The sequence below is a fragment of the Sporosarcina psychrophila genome (assembly GCF_001590685.1).
In the GTDB taxonomy this organism is placed as follows: domain Bacteria; phylum Bacillota; class Bacilli; order Bacillales_A; family Planococcaceae; genus Sporosarcina; species Sporosarcina psychrophila.
In genome coordinates, this window is record NZ_CP014616.1 from 231,436 (window position 1) to 253,813 (window position 22,378).

15 protein-coding genes are annotated in these 22,378 nt (G+C 40.6%); 12 read left to right on the plus strand and 3 right to left on the minus strand.

What is annotated here, in order from left to right; all coding sequences use genetic code 11:
* Positions 1–225 precede the first annotated feature (225 nt).
* Together AZE41_RS01010 and AZE41_RS01015 are read right to left on the minus strand one after the other, a co-directional pair.
* Positions 226–1,416 (minus strand): M14 family metallopeptidase, encoded by a 1,191-nt coding sequence (locus tag AZE41_RS01010; protein WP_067204535.1) that lies wholly within the window; start codon positions 1,414–1,416, stop codon positions 226–228.
* A 489-nt stretch (positions 1,417–1,905) separates the two neighbouring features.
* Complete coding sequence (locus AZE41_RS01015; protein ID WP_067204537.1) at positions 1,906–2,565, minus strand: hypothetical protein; 660 nt, start codon at positions 2,563–2,565, stop codon at positions 1,906–1,908.
* A gap of 546 nt (positions 2,566–3,111) precedes the next feature.
* On the opposite strand from AZE41_RS01015, the gene AZE41_RS01020 reads away from it, so the two are divergent.
* Both AZE41_RS01020 and AZE41_RS01025 read left to right on the plus strand, forming a co-directional pair.
* Positions 3,112–3,900 carry a helix-turn-helix domain-containing protein gene (locus AZE41_RS01020; protein WP_067204540.1) on the plus strand — a complete coding sequence of 263 codons (789 nt, stop codon included), beginning with the start codon at positions 3,112–3,114 and terminating at the stop codon, positions 3,898–3,900.
* Positions 3,901–4,433: 533 nt separating this feature from the next.
* A complete protein-coding gene (locus AZE41_RS01025; protein ID WP_082786454.1) occupies positions 4,434–5,816 on the plus strand; it encodes an ammonium transporter in 1,383 nt (460 codons plus the stop codon).
* Positions 5,817–6,300: 484 nt separating this feature from the next.
* Here the strand turns inward: AZE41_RS01025 and AZE41_RS01030 are convergent, their stop codons facing one another.
* Positions 6,301–6,705, minus strand: coding sequence for a hypothetical protein (locus AZE41_RS01030; protein WP_067204543.1), 405 nt, complete (start codon positions 6,703–6,705; stop codon positions 6,301–6,303).
* Positions 6,706–7,115: 410 nt separating this feature from the next.
* Here AZE41_RS01030 and abc-f point away from each other — a divergent pair, with 410 nt between their 5' ends.
* The 10 genes from abc-f to phnX all read left to right on the plus strand — a co-directional run bounded on the left by abc-f (position 7,116) and on the right by phnX (position 22,248).
* Positions 7,116–8,786, plus strand: a complete 1,671-nt coding sequence (abc-f, locus tag AZE41_RS01035) for a ribosomal protection-like ABC-F family protein (RefSeq protein ID WP_067204546.1) — start codon at positions 7,116–7,118, stop codon at positions 8,784–8,786.
* 852 nt (positions 8,787–9,638) lie between these two features.
* The gene (locus tag AZE41_RS01040; protein WP_067204549.1) at positions 9,639–12,305 is read left to right on the plus strand and encodes a DEAD/DEAH box helicase family protein; all 2,667 of its coding nucleotides are present in this window, start codon (positions 9,639–9,641) and stop codon (positions 12,303–12,305) included.
* A 902-nt stretch (positions 12,306–13,207) separates the two neighbouring features.
* Positions 13,208–14,122, plus strand: a complete 915-nt coding sequence (gene hprK / locus AZE41_RS01050) for an HPr(Ser) kinase/phosphatase (protein WP_067204553.1) — start codon at positions 13,208–13,210, stop codon at positions 14,120–14,122.
* Positions 14,123–14,867: 745 nt separating this feature from the next.
* On the plus strand, positions 14,868–16,049 hold the full coding sequence (locus AZE41_RS01055) for a ParM/StbA family protein (RefSeq protein WP_067204556.1): 1,182 nt from the start codon (positions 14,868–14,870) through the stop codon (positions 16,047–16,049).
* Between the two features lie 11 nt (positions 16,050–16,060).
* On the plus strand, positions 16,061–16,591 hold the full coding sequence (locus AZE41_RS01060; RefSeq protein WP_067204559.1) for a hypothetical protein: 531 nt from the start codon (positions 16,061–16,063) through the stop codon (positions 16,589–16,591).
* Between the two features lie 345 nt (positions 16,592–16,936).
* Positions 16,937–17,689 carry an ABC transporter ATP-binding protein gene (locus AZE41_RS01065; protein WP_067204562.1) on the plus strand — a complete coding sequence of 251 codons (753 nt, stop codon included), beginning with the start codon at positions 16,937–16,939 and terminating at the stop codon, positions 17,687–17,689.
* Complete coding sequence (locus tag AZE41_RS01070) at positions 17,682–19,301, plus strand: ABC transporter permease subunit (protein ID WP_067204564.1); 1,620 nt, start codon at positions 17,682–17,684, stop codon at positions 19,299–19,301. The genes AZE41_RS01065 and AZE41_RS01070 overlap by 8 nt, the downstream gene beginning before the upstream one ends.
* Before the next feature lie 23 nt (positions 19,302–19,324).
* Positions 19,325–20,302 (plus strand): extracellular solute-binding protein, encoded by a 978-nt coding sequence (locus AZE41_RS01075; protein ID WP_156476129.1) that lies wholly within the window; start codon positions 19,325–19,327, stop codon positions 20,300–20,302.
* A 21-nt stretch (positions 20,303–20,323) separates the two neighbouring features.
* Positions 20,324–21,418 (plus strand): 2-aminoethylphosphonate--pyruvate transaminase, encoded by a 1,095-nt coding sequence (gene phnW / locus AZE41_RS01080; protein ID WP_067204566.1) that lies wholly within the window; start codon positions 20,324–20,326, stop codon positions 21,416–21,418.
* Entirely contained in the window at positions 21,415–22,248 is an 834-nt protein-coding gene (gene phnX, locus AZE41_RS01085; RefSeq protein WP_067204569.1) for a phosphonoacetaldehyde hydrolase, read from the plus strand. The genes phnW and phnX overlap by 4 nt, the downstream gene beginning before the upstream one ends.
* Positions 22,249–22,378 lie beyond the last annotated feature (130 nt).

Genomic DNA, 22,378 nt, shown 5'->3' on the forward strand with positions numbered 1-22,378 from the left:
TCTCGTCATAGACTTTTAGTGTTAGATGTTAATTTAGCAGAGAAAAATTGACGTGTCAATACGTGTTTACCTGCCTTACTATGAATTGAATACCTTTTGCTATCAAACGGTCATGATTATTTAGAGTGCAATGTCTAAAGGGGGGGAGAAGAACTTCACATACCGTCAAGAAAACCCAGTTTCGTTCACAGGCGCCTGTATACTAAGTCGGATTTTGTTAATTAATCATACATATAACCCTGCTAGAAAAATCCCTAACGTCTCTTGATAAATTTCATCGAACTGGTCCAAGGGAAGCGGGTTTTTTCCTGAACCTAGTTCAACTGTGAATCCAGGTCTCCGCCATTCCTGAATAAACCAATCCTTATATCCAGCGTAGCTTTCAATTGTTTGAACTGATTCGTATCCGCTGACCCTACTGAACTCGTTAACAAGAACTTCAGACTCAGGAGGTTCAAGGTTCTCGTACCCCCAATAAATAACTTCTCCCTGTGTATGAAGAGCGAGTACTCTTGCAAAATCCTGCCTTCTTGTCAGGTCCGCAATTGCAATTGCCTCAGGTTCGGACAAAGGACGCTCACCGCCATAATCTCTTGGACCCGGATACTTAGGATTACGAGCTCTTTCCCGATCCCAATTGGCAGGAAATTGATCATTCAGATCCACACCCCTTATATTGGCTTTCCAGTCTGAAAAGTCCAAGCTACCATTATTCAATTCAACAACTCTGCTTCGCCATGGCTCATTTGCAGGCGGACCATTTAACACCAAATTAACTCCGTCCGGATTGACCATCGGAACAATGGATAATGTCGTTTGTTGGTAAAAGGGGAATGTAAAAAGACCGCGGATAGTAGTTTGGTTCGTTAATGAAAGCAAATAATCATTTAAAAAGGTCAAAATGATAGGGGTAGTAATCCATTCATTCGCATGAAATGAAGCATTATAATGAACTCGTTTAGTTCCACTACCAACCAAGATTTCTGGTATTTCTCGTTTTAAAACGGAATTTCCGATAGGAGCGGTTTGCAAAAATGGATAAACGGCTAGTAACCTTCTGATATCATTCATCATAATGTCGTAATCAAAATTTTGTTTCCCGTTTATAAGCCTCCAGGTAATCCTCTGAGGAATTTTAATCAACTGTCCAACTTGCAGGCGGTTCGGTTCAAGATTAGGGTTGACAAGAAGAAGTGAATACAAAGGAAGATTTAGTCTTTGTGCGATCAAACATAAAGAATCCCCTGTTTGAATTTTATAATTGGTAGCAACAAATCCAGGGATTTGAATTCGCTGACCTGTCGTAAGTATTTGTGTGTTGATGTTTCGGTTGGAATCGATAATCAGTTGAAGAGGCATCTTGAATACCTGGCTGAAATTCCAAAACGAATCTCCAGGTCTAGCAAATATGTCCATGCATTTCCTCCTCTTAGTTGGAAATACTCAGTAATAAGAGTATGTGAAGTATTGCTTAACAATTACATAAAACTAAAAAGGGAAATTAAAAATCTATATACGTTGAACAAATGAATACGGCGTATGCGCTTTATAAGGGCTTTTGTGAGGCCACTGAAACAGCCCTTGTACTTGGAATGAATTAGGATTCCTCACTAATCCCGCTTCGACTACCACGAAGACGCGCCTGCGCTGGATGGTCTATGTGAGAAAGAGTATTTCATTATTAGTGATGAAATCTGCAACCTGGATTGCGGATTTCTTGACTATAATTATACAGTTAATGCCAAGAGGTTATTCCAGATAGGTTAAAGAATACCTCATCTGGCTTAAGGCGAGATGCCTCCCCTAGCGCCGTAGCGGTTCAATGGAAATAAATCTACGTGGAAATGAAAACGATAAACAGGCACTAGGAAAGATTCCCTAATGCCTGTTTATTTTCTTTAAGCTTTACAGATTTTCATATGAAGTCATCTTATCCATATTACTCGCAACCAAAGCAATGAGTGTGCTCGCCTCTTCTTTTGTAAAGACGAAGCTGCTTTCCTCTTTGTGAAGCTCGTTGCCTTCCGACCAAAAGCGCTTGACCCTTCGAAGAACACCATCTCCAGTAGCATTGACTACCCCAAATTGATGCGTTATTTCTATTGCATCTTCGATTTGGAAAGCAGTGACTTCAGGTGTTTCCCATTCGACGCTCAATTCCTCAAACTCTGTATCAGCAATTTCACCCACGTAGTATTCTCCACTATTGACGGCGTCTAAAACGAACTCCTCGTCAAGATCATCTAGTTCATCATCACTGATGAAATCATGGAAGATATCATGAATAGCGTCAATTATATCTTCAATGTCAGTAAGAATGATTCTGGTTTGCTGTTCGAATTCAAAGTCAAAAGTTTCCACGTAAAACTCTGCGTTATGTGGATCAAAATGAAGGGTACAGAAGTAATCCCTTTCGTCGTCCTCCGTTTCGACAAAAAATTCGATACGTGGATGTTTTGCACTTTGGTCAATCGACATATGACCGACTTGATCATATTGATCGCAAATTGAATTCAGATGATCATGAAGCTCAGTAGTTACTCTGTTAAACCATTCCATTGACATGCTTTAACCGCCCCTTTATTTTTATTCCTCAATTCATATCTTTTCCCAATTCGTGTATTTTATCTAAAAAAATAAATAAAAAGTGTAAAATGTTCAAATGAAGCAAAAATCATGAAAATGGTGCAACTCATATCACGAAAATCACAAGAAATCGTTAGTAATTGGTCGGTCATATAATCAGATGAATACTTGAATTCACGATCGATCCGTTCGAATAGTATCGCCCCAGATTGCGCAGGCTTGGTAATTGGCAAACATCATAGAAAAGCCAGCTATTCTTTCATACCAAAGAGCTTCAGCACTCTGTGTACTTATACATTCAGACATCTCGGTAATCGTAATAGAAGTCATTCAATCCGAAGTAATCCAAAAACGCGACTATACAAGTAGTGCTAAGGGGGAATCAAGTTATTTACTGGTTGATTTGGTTAATCAGCACGTGTGGTAGGTGTTTTTTTAATGGAACAATGCATTAGAGTTGCTTAACATATAGATGCAGAATAAAGTAAATAGGTAAGTTGTTGCTGAATAAAAGGAGGAGTTGGGATGCTTTATCTGAATTCAGATCATTTTATGTTGAAACCATTTTTGGCCACTATTCATTGTGAACCGAGCTGGCAATGGAAAAAACGTGATAAACCAATTCCCAACTATGATTTATTTTATGTTTGGGCTGGGGAAGGGACAGTAGTGCTCAATGGTAAGCCATATAATGTAGAAAAAGGGCATTGCTTTCTTTTTAAACCCGGCGATGAGACAACAGCCACACATAATCCGCAAAATCCCCTCGTGTTAACTTACATTCATTTTGATATAACTGAACCGTTCCAATTGGTACCTTCAGGTCACCGGGTCTTCAAAAATTCCATTACCTTTGAATCGCTTTTAACTCAATATGTTCGATTATTTCTAGTGCAGGCATTTGGTGCAAAAATTGAGGCCCAGCTAATCTTGAAGCAATTGATGATCCATTTATTAAGAGAAGAACGAGGACAAGAAAAACAAATGACTAATACGAGCAATAAATTACTAGAAACGATTCGAGAAATTGCCAATTATATTCAACAAAATCCAGGGTCGCCGCATACGATTAATAGTTTGGCTGAACGTGCAAATCTATCTCAACGGTATTTTTCACAGAATTTTAAACAAGTCATCGGCCATACCGTCAAGTCTTATATTGTCTATTCTCGTATAAAGCGAGCTGAGCATTTATTGCTTTTTACAGGACTCACAGTGACAGAAGTTGCTGATGCTCTAGGATATAACAACATCCATTTTTTCAGTAGACAATTTAAAAAGTACACTGGTAAAAACCCCTCAGAGATACGATAAGCATATTCGGAAATCTACCCATACGTTCAAGAGCCAGGCATTTAGTTGCCTGGCTTTTATGTATTTCATGAACTTTATCTATGAACATAAAAGTGTAAATGTTTGATCAGATAATCTAAATATCTTGGATCCTCTGGCTGATAGTATTGAAAGAGAAAAGGAGTTGAGGAAGATAGCCAATGAGCCAATAAGTTTTTTTACGAATGTTTATTCAGAGTTGTTGCTTGAGGATTTGCAATACTGGCGAACATAAAAGGGGGAGTATCCAGTACAGTCATGGCGCAAGCATGAACCGCTCTTGAAAGACTTAAGTGCTATTTATTGAGCACGTACGATTATCATTCGTTTCTTATCAAAGTTTCTGGGTTCGGCCTGCTCATGATAGGATCATAGCTCATTGCCTGCCTAAAGCAAATCAACATGTGGCTAAAACATTAACATAGTAACGGTATTGAAAACTGAAAGTGTCCTGGTGCTAGTTCCGCGTCACAAATAAATTAGAAGTATTAAAAAATAGGAGGAGGGAATTTTAGATGGATAACTTATTCTTATTAAATAGTGTCTGGATTATGTTGGGCGCTATTTTAGTCATTTTGATGCAAGGTGGATTTATATTATTGGAAGCGGGCTCGACAAGGATGAAAAATGCTGGTCACATTGCCGGTAAAACTATATTTACATTTGGAATTGCCTCACTTGTTTTTTGGGCAGTTGGTTACGGATTTATATTTGGTGAAAATGGGAACTTTTTTGTAGGGTGGTCTGACTTCTTCTATTCAGGCTATGAAATAGAGGGAAGTACCTATTCGACTGCCGTATTCTTTGTATTTCAGCTTGCATTTGCGGGCATTTCATTAGCAATTGCTTTCGGAGGCTTTGCAGAGCGGGCTAAACTTTCCACCTATCTTGTCTTTGCCTTGCTGTTCTCAATTATCGTTTATCCGGTAGTAGCCCACTGGATCTGGGGCGGTGGATGGTTGGCAGAGCATGGAAAACAGGATTTTGCAGGGTCAACAGTCGTCCATTTAACAGGAGCAATGGCAGCATTGGCAGCTACGATTTTATTGAAGCCAAGAGCTGGAAAGTACAACGTCGATGGGACTGCTAACAACTTGAGCGGACATAACCAGGTTTACACTACTTTAGGTGTCTTGATCTTATGGGTAGGTTGGTTCGGTTTTAACGCTGGAAGTACACTTGGAGTAGAGAATGGATTCTTCGGATTTATTGCCTTAAATACTAGTTTGGCAGCATCAGCGGGAGCGATAAGTGCGTTGCTTATCTCATGGGTTGCTTTAGGGAAATCTGATGTTCCGACAATGCTGAATGGGACATTGGCCGGACTTGTTGCGATTACTGCTTCATGTGCTTTTGTAGAGACATGGGCGTCGGTAATCATTGGCCTTGTTGCCGGAATACTGGTATTTTATAGTGCTAGATTTTTTGAAAGACGAAAAATAGATGATCCAATATATGTGCTTTCAGTTCATGGTATTGCAGGCGTATGGGGGACCTTATCAACTGGGTTTTTTGCCTCACCCAGATTGGCAACTGTTGGGCATGAGGGGTTATTCTATGGTGGAGGATTCACTCAACTTGGGGTCCAGTTCATGGGCGTGACCGTATCGGCTGCCTATGCGTTTTGCGTATCCTTCGCAATTTTGTTTGTCATGAAAAAGGTGATGACGGGATTGAGGGTGACGGCAGAACAAGAAACAGTCGGTTTGGACTATAGTGAACATGGAAGCTTCGGATATCCTGAAGCATTATCGATTACAGGGAAACTTGACGAAATGAACACGATATCTCCGTACGGAATTGAAACGCCTGTTCCTCAACCGATAACATCAAGTTCACTAAAAAAACCACCGAAAAAGGCACTATCAGTCAGTCCTCTTAGCACGCTAAATAAGTAGCCAGGTAAATGTTAAACTGCTTTCTCTTTTGGGAGTTGAACAGAATTACGTAATACCTAGCGTGCAAAGTTTCTTAAATTGCATATTCACAGAGTAGAGGTTAGATATGTACGTTATATCTAATCTCTATTTCTTTTCTTATTTTAGGAAGTGTCACTTTCTATAGGGGCTTACATGATGTGGAGTATAGGTCTTACTAAAGAACACATTGTACAATCTCCCTCGTTCGTACAAAATCCTATCAACGAAAAAATCAACATTATAAAAGTAGGCAATATAACAGTTTTAAATTTAATAGAAATCACCACCATATTATAATTTTGATGGAAAAAATTTTTCAGTGAAATGGGGAGGGTTATTCTTCCTTGCCCACGCTAAAGTCTAATTTGAAAAGTGTCCCTTTGATTTTAAGTGAGATACTTTTTGTACTTAATCCTTGTATAAAATAGGTCAAGTATATAAGTATTTTTTATTCAAAAGAAGCCTACTTTACCATTTTAACTAACAAGTCTTCACTTTTATCGTCCCATTTAATGGTTATTGGAATTGGCATATTTTTATGAACGGGCTGAGTATCGCCATACATCTGTAAATACATTTCATTATCATCATCGAATGAACCCTCTTCTTCAAAAGTATTAGGGGCTTTAGGTTCTATTTCATAAGTAAAAGTTTCCGGACGAGTACCTTCTCCAACATAAAAAAATCTATATGTTAAAGCACTACCGGGAGTTGCAAGCCTCTCTACTTCTAATTCTACTCGCCAATTTTCACTTTCACCTTCAAAAGCAACTCTTACTAAATCTTCCTCGTTGGTACAAGCTGTCAACGAAAAAATCAATATTATAAAAGTAGATAATATAACAGTTTTAAATTTAATAGCAATCACCACCTTATTGTAATAGGAAACAAAATTTCCAGTAAAATGAAAGGGTGAAGAAGGGTTTTTCAGTGTTTATCTAATTTTACAGTAACAGAAGAAAGAAATGAATGAATAATTTATTCTTGAATTATGGTAACTTGGTTAGAAAAACAGAATAGTATGCTATAATATGTATAACTTTAAAAGAGGAAGGAATGACGTGTGGACAATGAAGTACTAATCTTTTGATTCCGGAAACTGAATTTTTTATTCGAACGGAAAATAGGATTAGTCTGTCCACATTTAAATAAGTTCCTTCCTCTTTGCACGAACAAGAGGCTTTTTAGAGAACTTTGAATTTGGATGAATAATGACTAATCCTTCCGATTTTATGTCGGAGGGATTTTTGTATTCCCTCCGAACTTGGAGGAATGGATATGCTTATTGGAACATTAAATCAAGTATCAGTAGCACATGGTGAAACGGTAATCTTTGATGGAGTGTCTGCGGATATTCCGGAAGGGGCGTGCATTGCGATTGTTGGAGCAAATGGTGCGGGGAAAACGACGCTGCTGTCATTACTAGCAGGGGAGAGAGTGCCAACGTCAGGTTCAGTTAATTGGAATGGCAAGCCGCCTTCCATCACCTATTTTAGGCAGGAACAAGAAGACGAGGGGACAATCGATTGGGAACGGGCAGAAACCCATACGTACCGGCGGAAGTGGAAAGTACCGGAGCGTGCTGAATATAGTTCTGCAAGCGGCGGGGAGCGGATGAAGATGCGGCTGTCGTCTGCGCTCGCTGAGAAGAGCAGGCTGAACCTTTTGGATGAACCGACGAATCACTTGGACAGTGACAGTCTGGAAGAATTGATCCGGATCATCAATGAGGGTATTGGTACGTATCTGATCGTCTCCCATGATCGACATTTCATCGACAGGACGGCGGATTTCGTATTCGAAATTGAGCACGGCAAACTGACGGTCTACAAAGGAAACTATACGCAATACCGGAATCTGAAGGACGCGAATCGGGAAGTCCAGTTGAAGCATTATGGACAGCAACAGCGAAAGATTGAGCAAGTGGAAGAACAAATCGCCGAGTTGGAAAATTGGTCTGCGAAGGCACATGCGGAATCGACGAAAAAGGGCGGAAGAATGATGGGGGCAAAGGAATACTTCCGGATGAAGGCGAAAAAACGCGATGTCCAAATCCGTTCGAAGCATAAACGGCTAGAAGGGGAATTGGAAAAAGATCGTATTGAGAAGCCTAAAGACGAAATTGGCGTGTCTTTTGACGTCAAAGGTGGGAAGAAAAAAGGGAAGCGAGTCATGGAGTTAAAAGATGTCCGAAAGTTATTCAGCGGGCATGAACTTTTTGCAGACGTCTCGTTTACTGTACAAGCGGGTGAGCGGATTGGTCTTATCGGTCCAAATGGTGCAGGGAAATCGACGCTTTTCCGGATGATACTTGGAGAAGAAAATTATAAAGGAAATCTCTGGAAAACGAACGGAATGACGATTGGTTATTTGAGTCAGACAGCAACTGACTTTCCAAAAGACATGACGATGGCGAATTATTTTCATGTGGATACGTTCCGCGAACAGGGAGTAATCCGTACACATTTGACAAACCTTGGATTTTCAAAGCAACAGTGGGACCTGCCGTTGTCGGACCTCAGCGTTGGCGAGCGGGTGAAGGTTAAATTGATGCAGTTCATCGTCGAGGAAACGGATGTATTGCTGTTGGACGAACCGACGAATCATCTTGATTTACCTTCTAGAGAAGAGCTAGAAAAGACACTGGAGACGTTTCCAGGAACGTTGCTTTTCGCCTCACATGACCGTTATTTCACAGAGCGGATGGCAGACGGGCTGCTTCTATTCGAGCAAGGGACAGTGCGGAAAATACCGCTGACATATGCTGAATGGCAAGAGCGCAGTGCCATAGTGCAACCTGAAAAGACTGCTGATGAACGTTTGCGGCTTGAAACGGAGCTGCAGGCAGTGCTTGGGCAGTTGAGTATGATGAAACAAGGGGATAAAAGGTATGCTGACCTCGATAAGGTTTTTAATGAGTTAAGTAAAAGATTAAGGGCATTGAAGTGAATGGAGAACTATATATGTTGAACAAATGAATAGGGCGTATACCCTTTACAGGGGCTTTTGGGAGACCACTGAAAAGCCCTAATACTTGGAGTGAATTGGAGTTCCTGCTAATACCGCTTCGACGCTTTGTGGATGCCTCCCGCGATAAGCCAGAAAGAAGACCTCTTTCAGTCTTATCGCTCCGGCTACCACGAAGACGCGCCTTCGCTGGATGGTCTATGTAGAAAGTGCATTTCATTATCTGGGATGAAATCTGCAAGCTGGAGTGTGTCTTTCTTGAATATAATGAGTAGCAAAAAGTAATCACATTATATACATCTCAAATTCACATTTCACTCGATAATGAACACCCTAGCGCAGGCGCGGCAAAGGGGTCGCCGAAGCCGTAAGACTGGATGCGAAGCGCTAATCCAGGCTTACGGTGAGAGGCATCCCCAAAGCGCCAAGCGTTCTACAATCCATACCCCGAATTACAACTCTCTGATTATTGAGCACCACAGTAGATTCAGTGGTATTCTTTAATTCAACATATATTGACAATGTTTTTTCCGAAACAAATAGTCTAGTAGTGTGAAGATAGTGGAAACAAAGTGTTTTGTGGATAGAGACCACTGAAAGGGTTCTGTATTTGCTTTAAATGAAAATAGTCATTCAAAACAGCGTCTGCCAAAAAGGGACGCTGTTTTTCATTCCATAAAAAAGTTTCAGCATCTAATGGCGAATACACAAGTTTCTGTAGATAAAACTTTCCGCTAACAAGTAAGAAAAGGTGGTGTCCATTTGGTATAATTTGAGTATAAGTAAAAATGAGCGGGGTATGGAAGACCAGTCTTGTCAAAGGGGGAGTAAATTGTGGAACGGTTTCCGGATAACATCCAATTCTGTTATGAGTGGCGTTCATATCAGAGACGCATACTGAACGAACTGGAAAGTCATCTTGTGAATGGGCATCTTCATCTCGTGGCGCCACCGGGATCTGGAAAAACGGTCCTAGGTCTTGAAGTTATGCTTCGGCTTGATCGACCGACCTTGATTGTTGCGCCGACCGTGGCCATTCGGGCGCAGTGGATGGAGAGGTTCACCGAGCTATTCCTTGGAAATGAACTTCCTACCTGGATGTCGACTAATTTAAAGGAACCTGCATTTGTCACGGTGACGACCTATCAATCGTTACATAGTCTATTTAATAGACGAGAAGAAAAAATAACCGATGATGATGAAGGTCAGACTGACGATGAAACGGTAGAAGACAGTTTTACTGGAAGTGGTGACGATCTAATCCGTGAACTGGATCAGATTGGTTTTGGCACACTAATATTGGATGAAGCACACCATCTTCGCACATCTTGGTGGAGGACGATGATGGATGTGAAGGAGAGACTTGGTGAACCTGTTGTCGTTGCGCTGACTGCTACACCGCCTTTCGATGTAGGTGCTGCAGAGTGGCAGCGTTATGTCGCATTGTGCGGACCGATTGATCTGGAAATATCGGTACCCGAGCTTGTGAAAGCGTCGGAACTTTGTCCACACCAGGATTTTATTCACTATTCAATTCCCGAAGCGGATGAAATGATGCGAATTCTAGAGTTTCGTGACGAAGTGGATAAGTTCATCGAGCAACTGATCAAGGATAAAGAATTTGTGATGTATCTCGAAAAGCATCCATGGATAGCTGAACCAGAAGCACATGTAGAGCAGATTTTGTCCAGTCCAGGTGTTTTTTCCAGTATGCTTTTGTTCTTGAAAAATAACGGTTCACAAGCATACGTCCATGCCCTGCCTATCATCGGAATGAAAGATGAGCAAATGCCGGAGTTGTCGCTTCCTTGGCTTGAAGAGTTGCTTACGGGCTTGTTATTTCAGGTGGATGATAAAGATGTCATTTTAAAGGACATACGAAAACGTTTAACGCGTATCGGGGCGGTGGAACGTCGGAAAGTCGTACTTCTTTCAAATGCGTCCATAAAGAGGGGACTCATACATAGTGCATCAAAATTGAAGAGTATAGAAGAAATTGTGAAAGCGGAAAAAGCGCTTCTCGGTGAACAGCTCCGCATGGTTATTTTGACAGATTACATTCGAGCTGCGGATATGCCATTAAAAAAGGGGGATGAGCTTCCATTTGCTCGCCTTGGTGTCGTCCCCATATTTGAAGTGCTGCGTAGAAACCTCGGTCCGTACGTTAAACCGGGGATCCTAACTGGATCGATTGTCGTCCTGCCAGTGAGTGCATGGTCCATATTTGAGGAGGCAGCAAATAACCGTGGGTTGACAGTCGTTGCATCACCGCTTGACGTTGATGCGTCCTTTATCCGAATTGAGGTAGGCTCGGGTGATCGGCAACAGATGGTCGCAATAATGACCGAAGTTCTCAAAAGGGGCGGCGTGGATGTACTAACCGGGACGGCCGCCCTCCTTGGAGAAGGATGGGATGCGCCTTGCATAAATTCACTTATTTTGGCGTCTAATGTCGGTTCCTTTATGCTGTCAAATCAAATGCGCGGACGTGCGATTCGGACAGATCGAAATGATCAGGCTAAAACGTCTTCCATCTGGCATCTGGTCTGTGTGGATAGAAGTGATGCAGGTGGAGGAGCGGATTATGATAATCTAACGCGGAGATTTCGATCACTAATTGGCATAGGAGCAAAGCGAGATATCATCGAAACGGGCATTGCTCGACTGGAGACTGGGGCTCCCCCAGGCACGGTGGAGCGCGTTACCATGTTAAATCATGAAATGGTACAACGTGCAAGCAAACGGGACACTTTTTTCGTCCGTTGGCAAAGAGCCATTGATGGAGGCCGTGAAATGACCGAGGAAATCGTGGCGGATAAACGCTCCTTGCCGCGTCCATATTATTTAGATAACACATTGAGAGGTCTTTTGTGGATCACGGGGTTTATCGCTTTAGAAGCAGTAGTCGATTTTAGCAATCTTTTCCGAAAGCTTGGTGCGTTTTCATTCGGAGAAGGAATGGCGATTGCGACAGGGCTCGGGCTCCTTTTTGCAGCGCCTTCTTGCTATAAAACGGTGAAGTTGTATAGCAAGCATCCTTCCATAGAAGCGAGTATGAAAGAGATTGCGGAAACTGTCTATGCATCCATGCTTCATGCAGGTGCTGTTATAACGCCACTCCATAACAAGATGATCCGGGTGACGCGAGACGGCGGAGGGACATATACATGCTGGCTTGAAGAAGGGACGACGCATGAGAAGACAATCTTCATGACCGCATTGAAGGAATTTCTTAATCCAATTGAAAATCCACGATATATTCTAATTCGTAAGGCAGGAAAACTTTGGAAGAGATCTGATTATCATGCTATCCCGCAAGTAATCGGACAAAAGAAAGAATATGTGAACTTTTTCTTGGAAGAGTGGAAACGTCGGGTTGGAAAGTCAGACTTCATCTACACAAGAACTGTCGAGGGGCGTCTTAAATTGCTAGAAGCAAGGATGAAGGCATTATCCAGTTCGTTCGTACCAACAGTAGAACGGACCAGTGGATGGCGGTAAGTAGGCATGTATATATGTTGAATTAAAGAATCCCATTGAATCTGTTGTGGTACTCAATAATGAGAGAGTTGTAATTCGAGGTGTGGATTGTAGAACGCTTGGCGCTTTGGAAATGCCTTTGCCGCGCCTGCGCTAGGGTATTTATTATTGAAAGAAATGTGATTTTGAGATGTACATGGCGAGATTGTAAGGTGATTACTAGTTGATACTATATAAATTGAAATAAAGAATTCCATTGAACCGCTACGGCGCTATGGGATGCCTCCCGCCATAAGCCAAGCAGCTTCGCTGCCAGTCTTATCCCCTGTTAAGGCGCCTTCGCTCAATATATATACCGGATTCAACATATATAATTATATTTAAGAAAGACATACTCCAGCTTGCAGATTTCGTCACAGATAACGAAATGTGTTTTTCACATAGACCATCCAGCGAAGGCGCGACTTCGTGGTAGCCGGAGCGATAAGCCACTGAAAAAGTTCTTTTTTATAGTAAGAACTAGTTGATTGTAGTGAAGAGCGGCGACTCCGGCGGGAACAGCGCGAGCTGAAGACCCCGCAGGAACGCAGTGACGAGGAGGCTGAAGCCGTGCCCGCGGAAAGCGTCCGCTCGGAACGGAAATCAACGGGATTGAAGGAAATTATACTTTTTCAGTGCCCTGGCTTATCGCGGGAGGCATCCACAAAGCGTCGAAGCGGTATTAGTGGGAATCCTAATTCATTCCAAGTACAAGGTTTTTTTCAGTGGCCCACAAAAGCCCTTGTAAAGCGCATACGCCGGATTCATTTGTTGAACATATTTAGTGTAGTTTTAAGTCGGAGATAGTCGCTAAGAATTAGCTCCAATTGGTGGTAAAGTAAACGAAGAGGTCATGTAAGAAGACTGCAGAATGGAGGCTGTTCATGAAAACGATTACGATTGAAGAGATAGTCAATACGTTTTCATTGGAAGTGTTAAGCGGACACGACCAATTGCATCGTATTATAAAAAAATCCAAAGTGCGTCGTCCAGGATTAGAGTTTATGGATATATTTGACTTTATTGCAAAAGAACATGTTCAAATTCTGGGGAAAAATGAAGTTAATTACCTTCATACGCTGACGTTTGAGGAGTGTATGCTACGGATTGCAAATATTGTTCAATATGCGCCCCCATGTATCATCATTACATCCCAGCAGGAAGAGCCACTGGGCCTGATTCAATACTGTACGGAAGAGAAAATTCCGGTGTTACGTACTCGTGATTCCACGAGTGAATTGAGTGCGAAATTAGATGCGTATGTTGTGAAAGCAATGGCTCCAGAAATTGCAATACACGGCGTTTGCGTCAATGTATCGGGAATGGGTATTCTACTCCGCGGCAAGTCTGGTGTAGGGAAAAGCGAGACGGCTCATACATTGATTGGTCGGGGACATCGGCTTGTAGCAGATGATGTCGTGGTGTTGAAAAAGCTTAGCCCACAAACATTACTCGGCACGCACGACGAAAACAGCAAAGAATTTCTTGCGTTGCGTAGTATTGGCTTGTTAAATGTGGTGCGCCTTTATGGAAGAGCCGCTTTCCAGGATGAAACGCGGATTGCACTGGACATCGAATTGACTAAGTGGAAAGAAAATGACTTGAATAATGAATTAGAGCAGGAAACGAAGTTTGTGGAATACATGGACGTCCAGATTCCGCATATCCAAATTCAACTTCAACCGGGGCGTGATATCGCAGGTTTGATTGAAGCCGCGGCGAATAACTGGTATTTAAAGCAGCAAGGTTATAGCGCAGTAGAGGAATTCATGAAACGGATTGAGTCAGATACGCCTTAGTATTGAGTAGCTGCGTTTGGTGGGTTTGGAATAATTAGTAGGAGTACGTAAAAACGTGAAAATGAGTAGACATTCAAATAGATGTCTACTTTTTTTCGTGTTTTTTATTTTGGTGTATGAAATGTTTGTCGTTTTGTCTTGTTCGGCCACCTATTATTGGTCAGGTTACTCCTAGATGTAGCTGGGGGCCTGGAGTGTGGCGTAAGCTAATTGGTGATTGATGATACTATTTAACCCGTAAAGGCATGTTAGAGGTGAATCTGAGAAGCCGAAATTGCTTGGTCAACAGCTCGCATGCTTGTAATGAAGGTGGGAACAGATCGAATAACAACTTATAATCACTGGCACTTTAGAAAAGTAAGGGAATGTCTAATGGGTTTTATTTAATAAATATCCATTTTATTGAATATCAAGCAAGCTCTGCTTCAGCTTGAAGTTAGGAAGGGAAGGGGAAGGAAGGCTTATATCGAACTTGAGTAAACGTCCATCTTAACTATTTTTGTGGATGTATACATTACGGTGTACTTGTATACGTTAATGTATACATTTGTAAACATTAACGTATACAAGTGTACAAACACGTACACAACCAGTGGTGGCGGGTGTATACGTTAATGTGTACAAGTTTACAGCTAGGTACACAATATTACATTTGTGTGTTAAATAGTTGAATTGGATTGACCTGCCAACAAAATTCCAGTACCATTTCAATAGAAAGATAGAATAATTGGGGAGGATGATTTTTATGACAGAAACACGTATTGCAGCAATTGACGTAGGAAACGATTCATTAAAAGCCATTTTCGGTAAATTGGAAGCAGAACTCAATATACCCAATGTAATTGCACAAGATATTGCAGATCGTCCGATTATCGGCATTGAAGAACTAGACAACCAAGAGCCTACTGATGGCATTCATATTCGTTTGCACTCTCCAACATTAAAAGATAACAACGCTATTTACCGTGTTGGGAATCTTGCTACGAAAAGTGGTAATTCAACTGAACTAGATCCAGGTAGCAACAAATCTGAGGAAGATCAAACTTTGGTGATGTTGTTCGCGGCACTTGCAATAGATGCAGCTCGTGATGAGAATAAAGGTATTTTTAAACGTAATAATAATGTAATTGAAGCTACGTATACACTAGGTACAGGACTTCCACTGAGAGAAGTAAAGGAAGGGAAAGACGTTGGTTATCGTTCCCAATTACTTAGCTCTGTTCACCAAGTAGAGTTTTTGGTTACACCTAAATATCAAGGTATAAAAGTAAATATTAAATTTGATGAAGTAAAGGTTTATCCGGAAGGTTTTGCTGCGTTTATCAACCTTGTAATGGATAATAATTTAAACATCATTAATAAAGAATTAATCGATAAACAAATCTTGATACAAGACATCGGTGGGTTATCAACGGATGTTGCGGTCATTAGGAATCGTAAAGTTGATGATGATAAGGCGCAAGGCTTTAACTTGGGTGTTTCAGAGTCTCTGGATGCAATTCGAGAAGAAATTTATGTTAGACATGGCGTAGAGTTGGACAGTCGTCTAGATGTTGTGGATATTATAACGAAGAAAAATAACCGTAATCATATTATGGTAAAAGGAAGCCGGACAAGTGTTCATGACATTGTAGATCGGATTCTCTTGGAGTTAGCGAAAAAGCAATACCGCCATTTACGGAATGTATGGGCAAGAAACTCGCAATCTGAGATTTGCTATTTCATCGGCGGAGGCTCTATTGTCCTTAAAGACTATCTTAAAACGTTAAATAATAGCTTAGATGGTTATAATATCGATTTCTTTGAAGATGAAAAAGAAAGTGTTTGGATGATGGCCAACGCTTATTACAAGTTAATTTCAGACTTTGCGAAAAAAAATCAACAAGTCAAAATTAAAGAAGAAGAAAAGTTAGTTAAAACAAAGTAAGGTGACTATGCATGAATGACGCGGGATTAAAAAGGGGACAGCCCATTACATTTCGTCTCCCATCAGATACATCTGACCACACACTAAAGCAACTGCAAAAGTTAAAAGAAGTCGAAAGAAGAAACTTTTCCAGTAAAATTGCGGAGTTCGTGATAGATGGGGTGAATGACTCACTTTTAAAGCATAGAGAGGCCATAACAATTCCGCTCCCAAAAGGGTTAACTAAAGCGCAACGTGATTGGTTAAAGCACGAACATTCCGAGGCGCTACTAGGGAGTATCGTCTATCAGTTGATGTCCGATCCAATCCGCACAGCTTCTCTCTTTGCATCATTGAACAGCAATGCAATAGATGTAAATGCAGCATTATATTTGCAGGAAGAAACGAGCGCTGCCGTTGAGGTGGAAACAGAACATCAATTGATTAACATAGAGGATGATCTGGATAATTTTGATTGGGAACAGTTAAAGGAGCCAGAAGACACCTCTGTTGTAGAAGAGGAAGACCCTTTAGCTGACTTCCTTGCCCAGATGAATAAATAATAGTGAGTGCCTGTGCAGCAACTTCTCGTGAATGTTTACACGTTCATGATGGTTGCTGCACAGGCGCTTTTTGTTGTGAATCTGGGAAATTCCGCTAGTTGGCTCCGTGACATGACTATATAAGTTGAAATGAAATATCCCCTCGATTCTCCTTTAACTTTCTCTTTTGAGGCGCCTACTCTTAGTATTCATATGTTCAACATATATAGCCTGGAAAATAAGAGTGTACCAATTGGTCAAAAGGTAGTGAAAAAGTATCCAGTATTTACAAACTATTTACATGAATCGCAATTTAAATTTACATAGGGCTCCTATACTGGGGTTGTAGTAAAGGAGGTGAACGGGTTGCTGAAATTACAAAATGTTAGCAAGCAATTCGATGATAAATTAGTTTTAGATGGCATAAACATTGAGATTAAGGCAGGGGAAATTGTTTCACTACTAGGCCCGAGTGGCAGTGGTAAAACGACTTTATTACATATTATTTTAGGGTTAACAAGTATGGATAGTGGAAAAATTATTTTTAATGATATGGATTTGAGTAACGTAGCGATGAAGGATCGTGGATTTAATATCGTATTTCAAGACTATGCGCTTTTTCCTAATCTAAATGCGTACGAAAATATAGTCTATGGTTTGAGAAATAAGAAGGGGCTAGTATCTGAAGAGGAAATTCAAGAGTACATTGATTTTTTGGAATTAAAACCGCATTTAACAAAGAAAATTGGGGAATTATCAGGTGGCCAGAAACAACGGGTATCCATCGCAAGAACGCTCGTTATGAAGCCGAAAATATTATTATTGGATGAACCTTTGAGTGCATTGGACGGTGTCATAAAGGAATCGATTAAGCAGCGCATTAAATCCATTTCCAGAGAATTTAAGTTGACGACGATTATTGTGACGCATGACCCAGAAGAGGCATTAACGTTGTCGGACAAAGTTTTAATTATTAATGACGGTAGTATTTCACAATTTGGCACGCCTACTGAAATTATCAACCAGCCTTCTACTGATTTCGTAAAAGAATTTATTCTTAAGCAATTACAGATTAAGAGAGAAAATATCTATAACTTATTTGGTGAACAATATGCCTAATGTAAAACCGGCGATGCGCGTTATTTATATCCCAGTCATCTTGTTATTCGTCGCCTTTCTATTAGTACCTCTTGGCATGTTGTTTATCCGTTCTTTTGAAACAAGTCAGGGGTTCAGTTTTTCAAATTACATATCCGCTTTATCGAATAAAGAATTGCTAGAGTCCATTGGCAACAGCATTAAAATTTCCAGCCTTACCGCTGTGATTACAACGGTTTTAGGATTTACCCTGGCTTACGCCGTCAATTGTACAAGAATCTACAAGCCGTTAAAAAGCGCGATTAAAATGGGGATTCTTATTCCGATGTTGCTGCCTACCATTACATATGGATTTGCGATTATCTATTCTTTTGGTAACCAAGGGTTTATTACCAAGATTGTCGGCCGAAATTTAGTTGAGATTTACGGATTTAACGGTTTACTGATAGGCTATGTGATTTATACGTTACCGGCGGCATTTCTGCTGATTAATAATGCTTTCAAGTATGTTGACAAAAAGTTTATCATCGTTTCAAAGTTGATGGGTGACGGTGTGATAAGGAGTTTTAAGAACACAATTGTTCGTCCGTTAGTGGGAACTTTAGGAGGTGCTTTTGTACTTTCCTTCATTTTAAGCTTTACAGATTTCGGTATACCTGCCTCAGTCGGTGGGAGTTATTCTGTTGTAGCGACTCAGTTATACCAAGTCATGCTCGGTTCTATTCCGGATTTTAATAATGGTGCGGCCATTGCGGTTATCATGTTAATCCCAGCTGTGTTTGGTGTTTTACTCTTAAACTATCTCGAGAAACTTAATTTTCATTATGACAAGTTTACCGACACAGAGTTGACTCCGCATAAGGGAAGAGACGCATGTTTTGGGATTATCTCATTAGTTGTGTTACTAGCAATGCTATCAGTGTTTGCTGTCATGTTCATTGCGCCATTTGTTAACAGTTATCCGTACGATTTTACGTTTACGTTTAAACATCTTATGGACACATTCCAATCAAATAATCTATTGGCTGTCTATAAAAACTCAGTTTATGTTGCACTATTGACGGCAGTGTTTGGTACGTTAGTTGCGTATTGTTCAGCTGTGTTAAATGCTCGTACGACTGTGAAATGGAAATCATCCATTGATATCGTTTCGATGATGACGAACACGATACCAGGTATGGTGTTAGGTTTATCGTATTTGCTACTTTTTAACGGTAGTAGTTTGAAGGGAACCTTTCTAATTATCGTTCTCAGTAACATTGTCCATTTCTTTACAACACCCTATTTAATGGCGAAAAACGCTTTATCCAAAATGAATCCGACTTGGGAAACGACTGGAGAGTTACTGGGGGACAGCTGGTTAAAGACCATCTATCGAGTCATTCTTCCAAACTCAGCATCGACGGTTATTGAAATGTTTAGCTATTATTTTATCAATGCAATGGTGACCATTAGCGGGATTATCTTTTTGGTCACAGCGCAAACGTCATTGGTAGCAAGCAAAATTAAAGAACTACAGCATTTTGGGAAATTCAATGAAGTATTTATTTTATCTCTGCTTATCTTCTTTACAAACCTAGCAGTCAAATTGCTTTGTGATCACTTTCAAAAAAGGCCATTCAAACAGTTGTGAGGGGGGATATTATAGTGAAAAAGATGAAGGTATTCGTATTGTCTCTAATTGCTTTGAGTTTAGTGTTTATGTGGGTAGGTCGTAACAGTGGAAAAGCGGATGAAGGAAAGGTTGTCATTTATACAAATGGGGATGAAGCGGCTTCTGAAGCTATGGAAGGTGCACTGAATGAAGCGGGGTATGAAGGGCAATACGTGCTCCAATCGTTAGGAACTTCCGAATTAGGCGGGAAACTGATGGCAGAGGGCGATAAAATCGAAGCCGATGTTGTGACGATGAGTTCTTATTTCATCGAAAGTGCTCAACAACAACACACCATGTTTCAGGATTTAACGTTTAGTACAAATGCGTTGGAACAAAATCCGCCCTATTACGCGCCGATTTTAGGCAATACAGGGTCCATTTTCATCAATACAGAAGTACTCAAACAAAAGGGTTTGCCGATGCCGACTTCCATAAAAGATTTGGCGAAACCCGAGTTTAAGGGGTTGGTGTCGATACCAAACATTATGGATTCTTCAACTGGCTGGCTGCTAGTCCAAGCGATTATTAGCGAATATGGGGAACAAGACGGTAAAAAGGTCCTTCAAGATTTAATTGCCAATACGGGTCCGCATCTTGAAAGTTCGGGCTCGGGGCCAATTAAGAAAGTGCAAGCTGGTGAAGTGGCTGCTGGTTTTGGTTTGCGTTATCAGGCAGTAATGGCTAAAGAATCTGGATTACCGATTGAGTATGTCGATCCAATTGAAGGGAACTTTTCACTTACAGAATCAATTGCAGTTGTGAATAAAGACGATGCAACAACGAGTTTAGCAATGGATATGGCCAAAATCATTACTGAAAATGCTCGAAAAGAGTTGCTGACACATTATCCGGTTGCGCTTTACGATGGTGAAACAGTGATGGATGTGAACAAACCGGCTCATGCCATGCAATTTGAACACCCACTAACTGTCGAACTCTTACAGCAGCATCAAGAGTTCTTTAAATCAGCTAACTAAAATTGGGGAGAGTGAAAGAATATGAATACGTATAAATTATTAACGCCAGGTCCGTTGACGACTACAAGTACGGTGAAACGAGAAATGCTCCTCGATCGTTGTACGTGGGAGCAAGACTATAAAGAAATCACACAAAAAATCAGATCTAAACTTCTTGAATTTGCTTATGCTACAAAAGAAGAATATACGACTGTACTCATGCAAGGAAGCGGTTCGTTTGTCGTTGAATCGGTACTGACGACTGCTATTTCAAGAGATGATAAAGTGCTGATTGTAACGAACGGTGCTTATGGCGAACGTATTGTGAAAATGGCTCAGTATATTGGACTGAATTACGTAGTATATAGCGTGGCATACAATGACTATCCAAAGGAAGATGAAATAAGACGTATTTTAGAAGATGATCAAGAAATTACACATATCGTAATGGTTCATTGTGAGACAACGACAGGTATTTTAAATCCAATTGAGATGATTTCAAACTTATCGAAGGAACAAGGAAAAACATTAATCATTGATGCGATGAGCAGCTTTGGTGGGATGGAAATCAATGTAACTGAACTCGAAATTGATTATTTAATTAGCAGCGCAAATAAATGCATCCAAGGGGTCCCTGGGTTTGGTTTTGTAATCGCCAAACTTGAGAAGCTTGTTGTGTGTGAGGGCAATGCACGTAGTTTGTCGCTGGATTTATATGATCAGTGGAAAGAGATGGATCAGAATGGGAAATGGCGTTATACATCACCAACCCATGTAGTAGCTGCATTCGCAAAAGCATTGGAAGAATTAGTTGAAGAAGGCGGCATTCCAGCTAGATTTTCCCGTTATCAACATAATAATCGCTTGTTAAGAGAGCGATTTAAACAAGTGAATATCCATGCCTATATCTCAGTTGAAAAACAATCGCCCATTATTACAACCTTCCTTTTTCCAAATGAACAATTCGACTTTGAAGCGTTCTATTCGTTTATCAAAGACAGAGGTTATGTCATTTATCCAGGCAAGCTGACGGACGTAGATACTTTCCGCATTGGCAATATAGGTGAGATCTATGAAGAAGATATAGAGGAATTATGTGTTGGTGTAGAAGAGTATATGAAAGTGGTGGCAAAATGAATAAAGTAGAAGGCGTCATATTGGATTGGGCTGGGACAACAGTGGATTTTGGCTGTTTTGCACCTGTAAATGTATTTGTTGATATCTTTAAAGATGCTGGTATAGACGTGACAATGGGAGAAGCGAGAGAGCCAATGGGGATGCTGAAAATAGATCATATACGCGCTATGTTATCCATGCCTAGAATAGCTGTATTATGGGAAGAAAAGTATGGAAGAGAATTTAACGAACAAGATGTAGAAAAGTTATATGCGGAATTTGTACCTGCGTTGATGTCTTCATTATCAGCATATACGGATCCAATTCCAGGAGTTATAGAGACAATGGACGTATTAAGAAGTCGAGGATTGAAAATCGGATCGACAACGGGCTATACAAGTACAATGATGGATGTCGTCGTTTCGAATGCGTTGAAAAAGGGGTATTACCCAGATACTTTTATTACCCCTGATGATACAGATTCGATTGGAAGACCGCATCCTTATATGATCTATCGGAATATGGAGCAGCTAAAACTATCAGCATCCTGGAAGGTAGTAAAAGTAGGCGATACGATTTCAGATATTAAAGAGGGTGTAAACGCGGGTGTTTGGTCAGTTGGCGTCATTATTGGAAGCTCTGAAATGGGACTAAGTTTAGAAGAATTTTCTGGTCTATCAGAAGCTGACAAAGAAACTGTGATCTCTAAAACAGAAGATACCTTCATGCAAAATGGCGCTGATTTTACAATTCAGACGATGCGTGAACTTCCGCAGCTTATAGATCATATAAATAGTCTTATTTCGGATGGTAAGCGGCCTAATTCAAGATTAGCATTGGTGCTTGTATAGGCAAAGAAAATAATGTATGGCTGTCATAATAAAGTCTATTAGTACGAAAAAATGCAGTAAATACTTTACTCTCAATTGAGACAAGAGTATTACTGCATTCTTTATGGTGATTAGATGTGTAATTTGATGT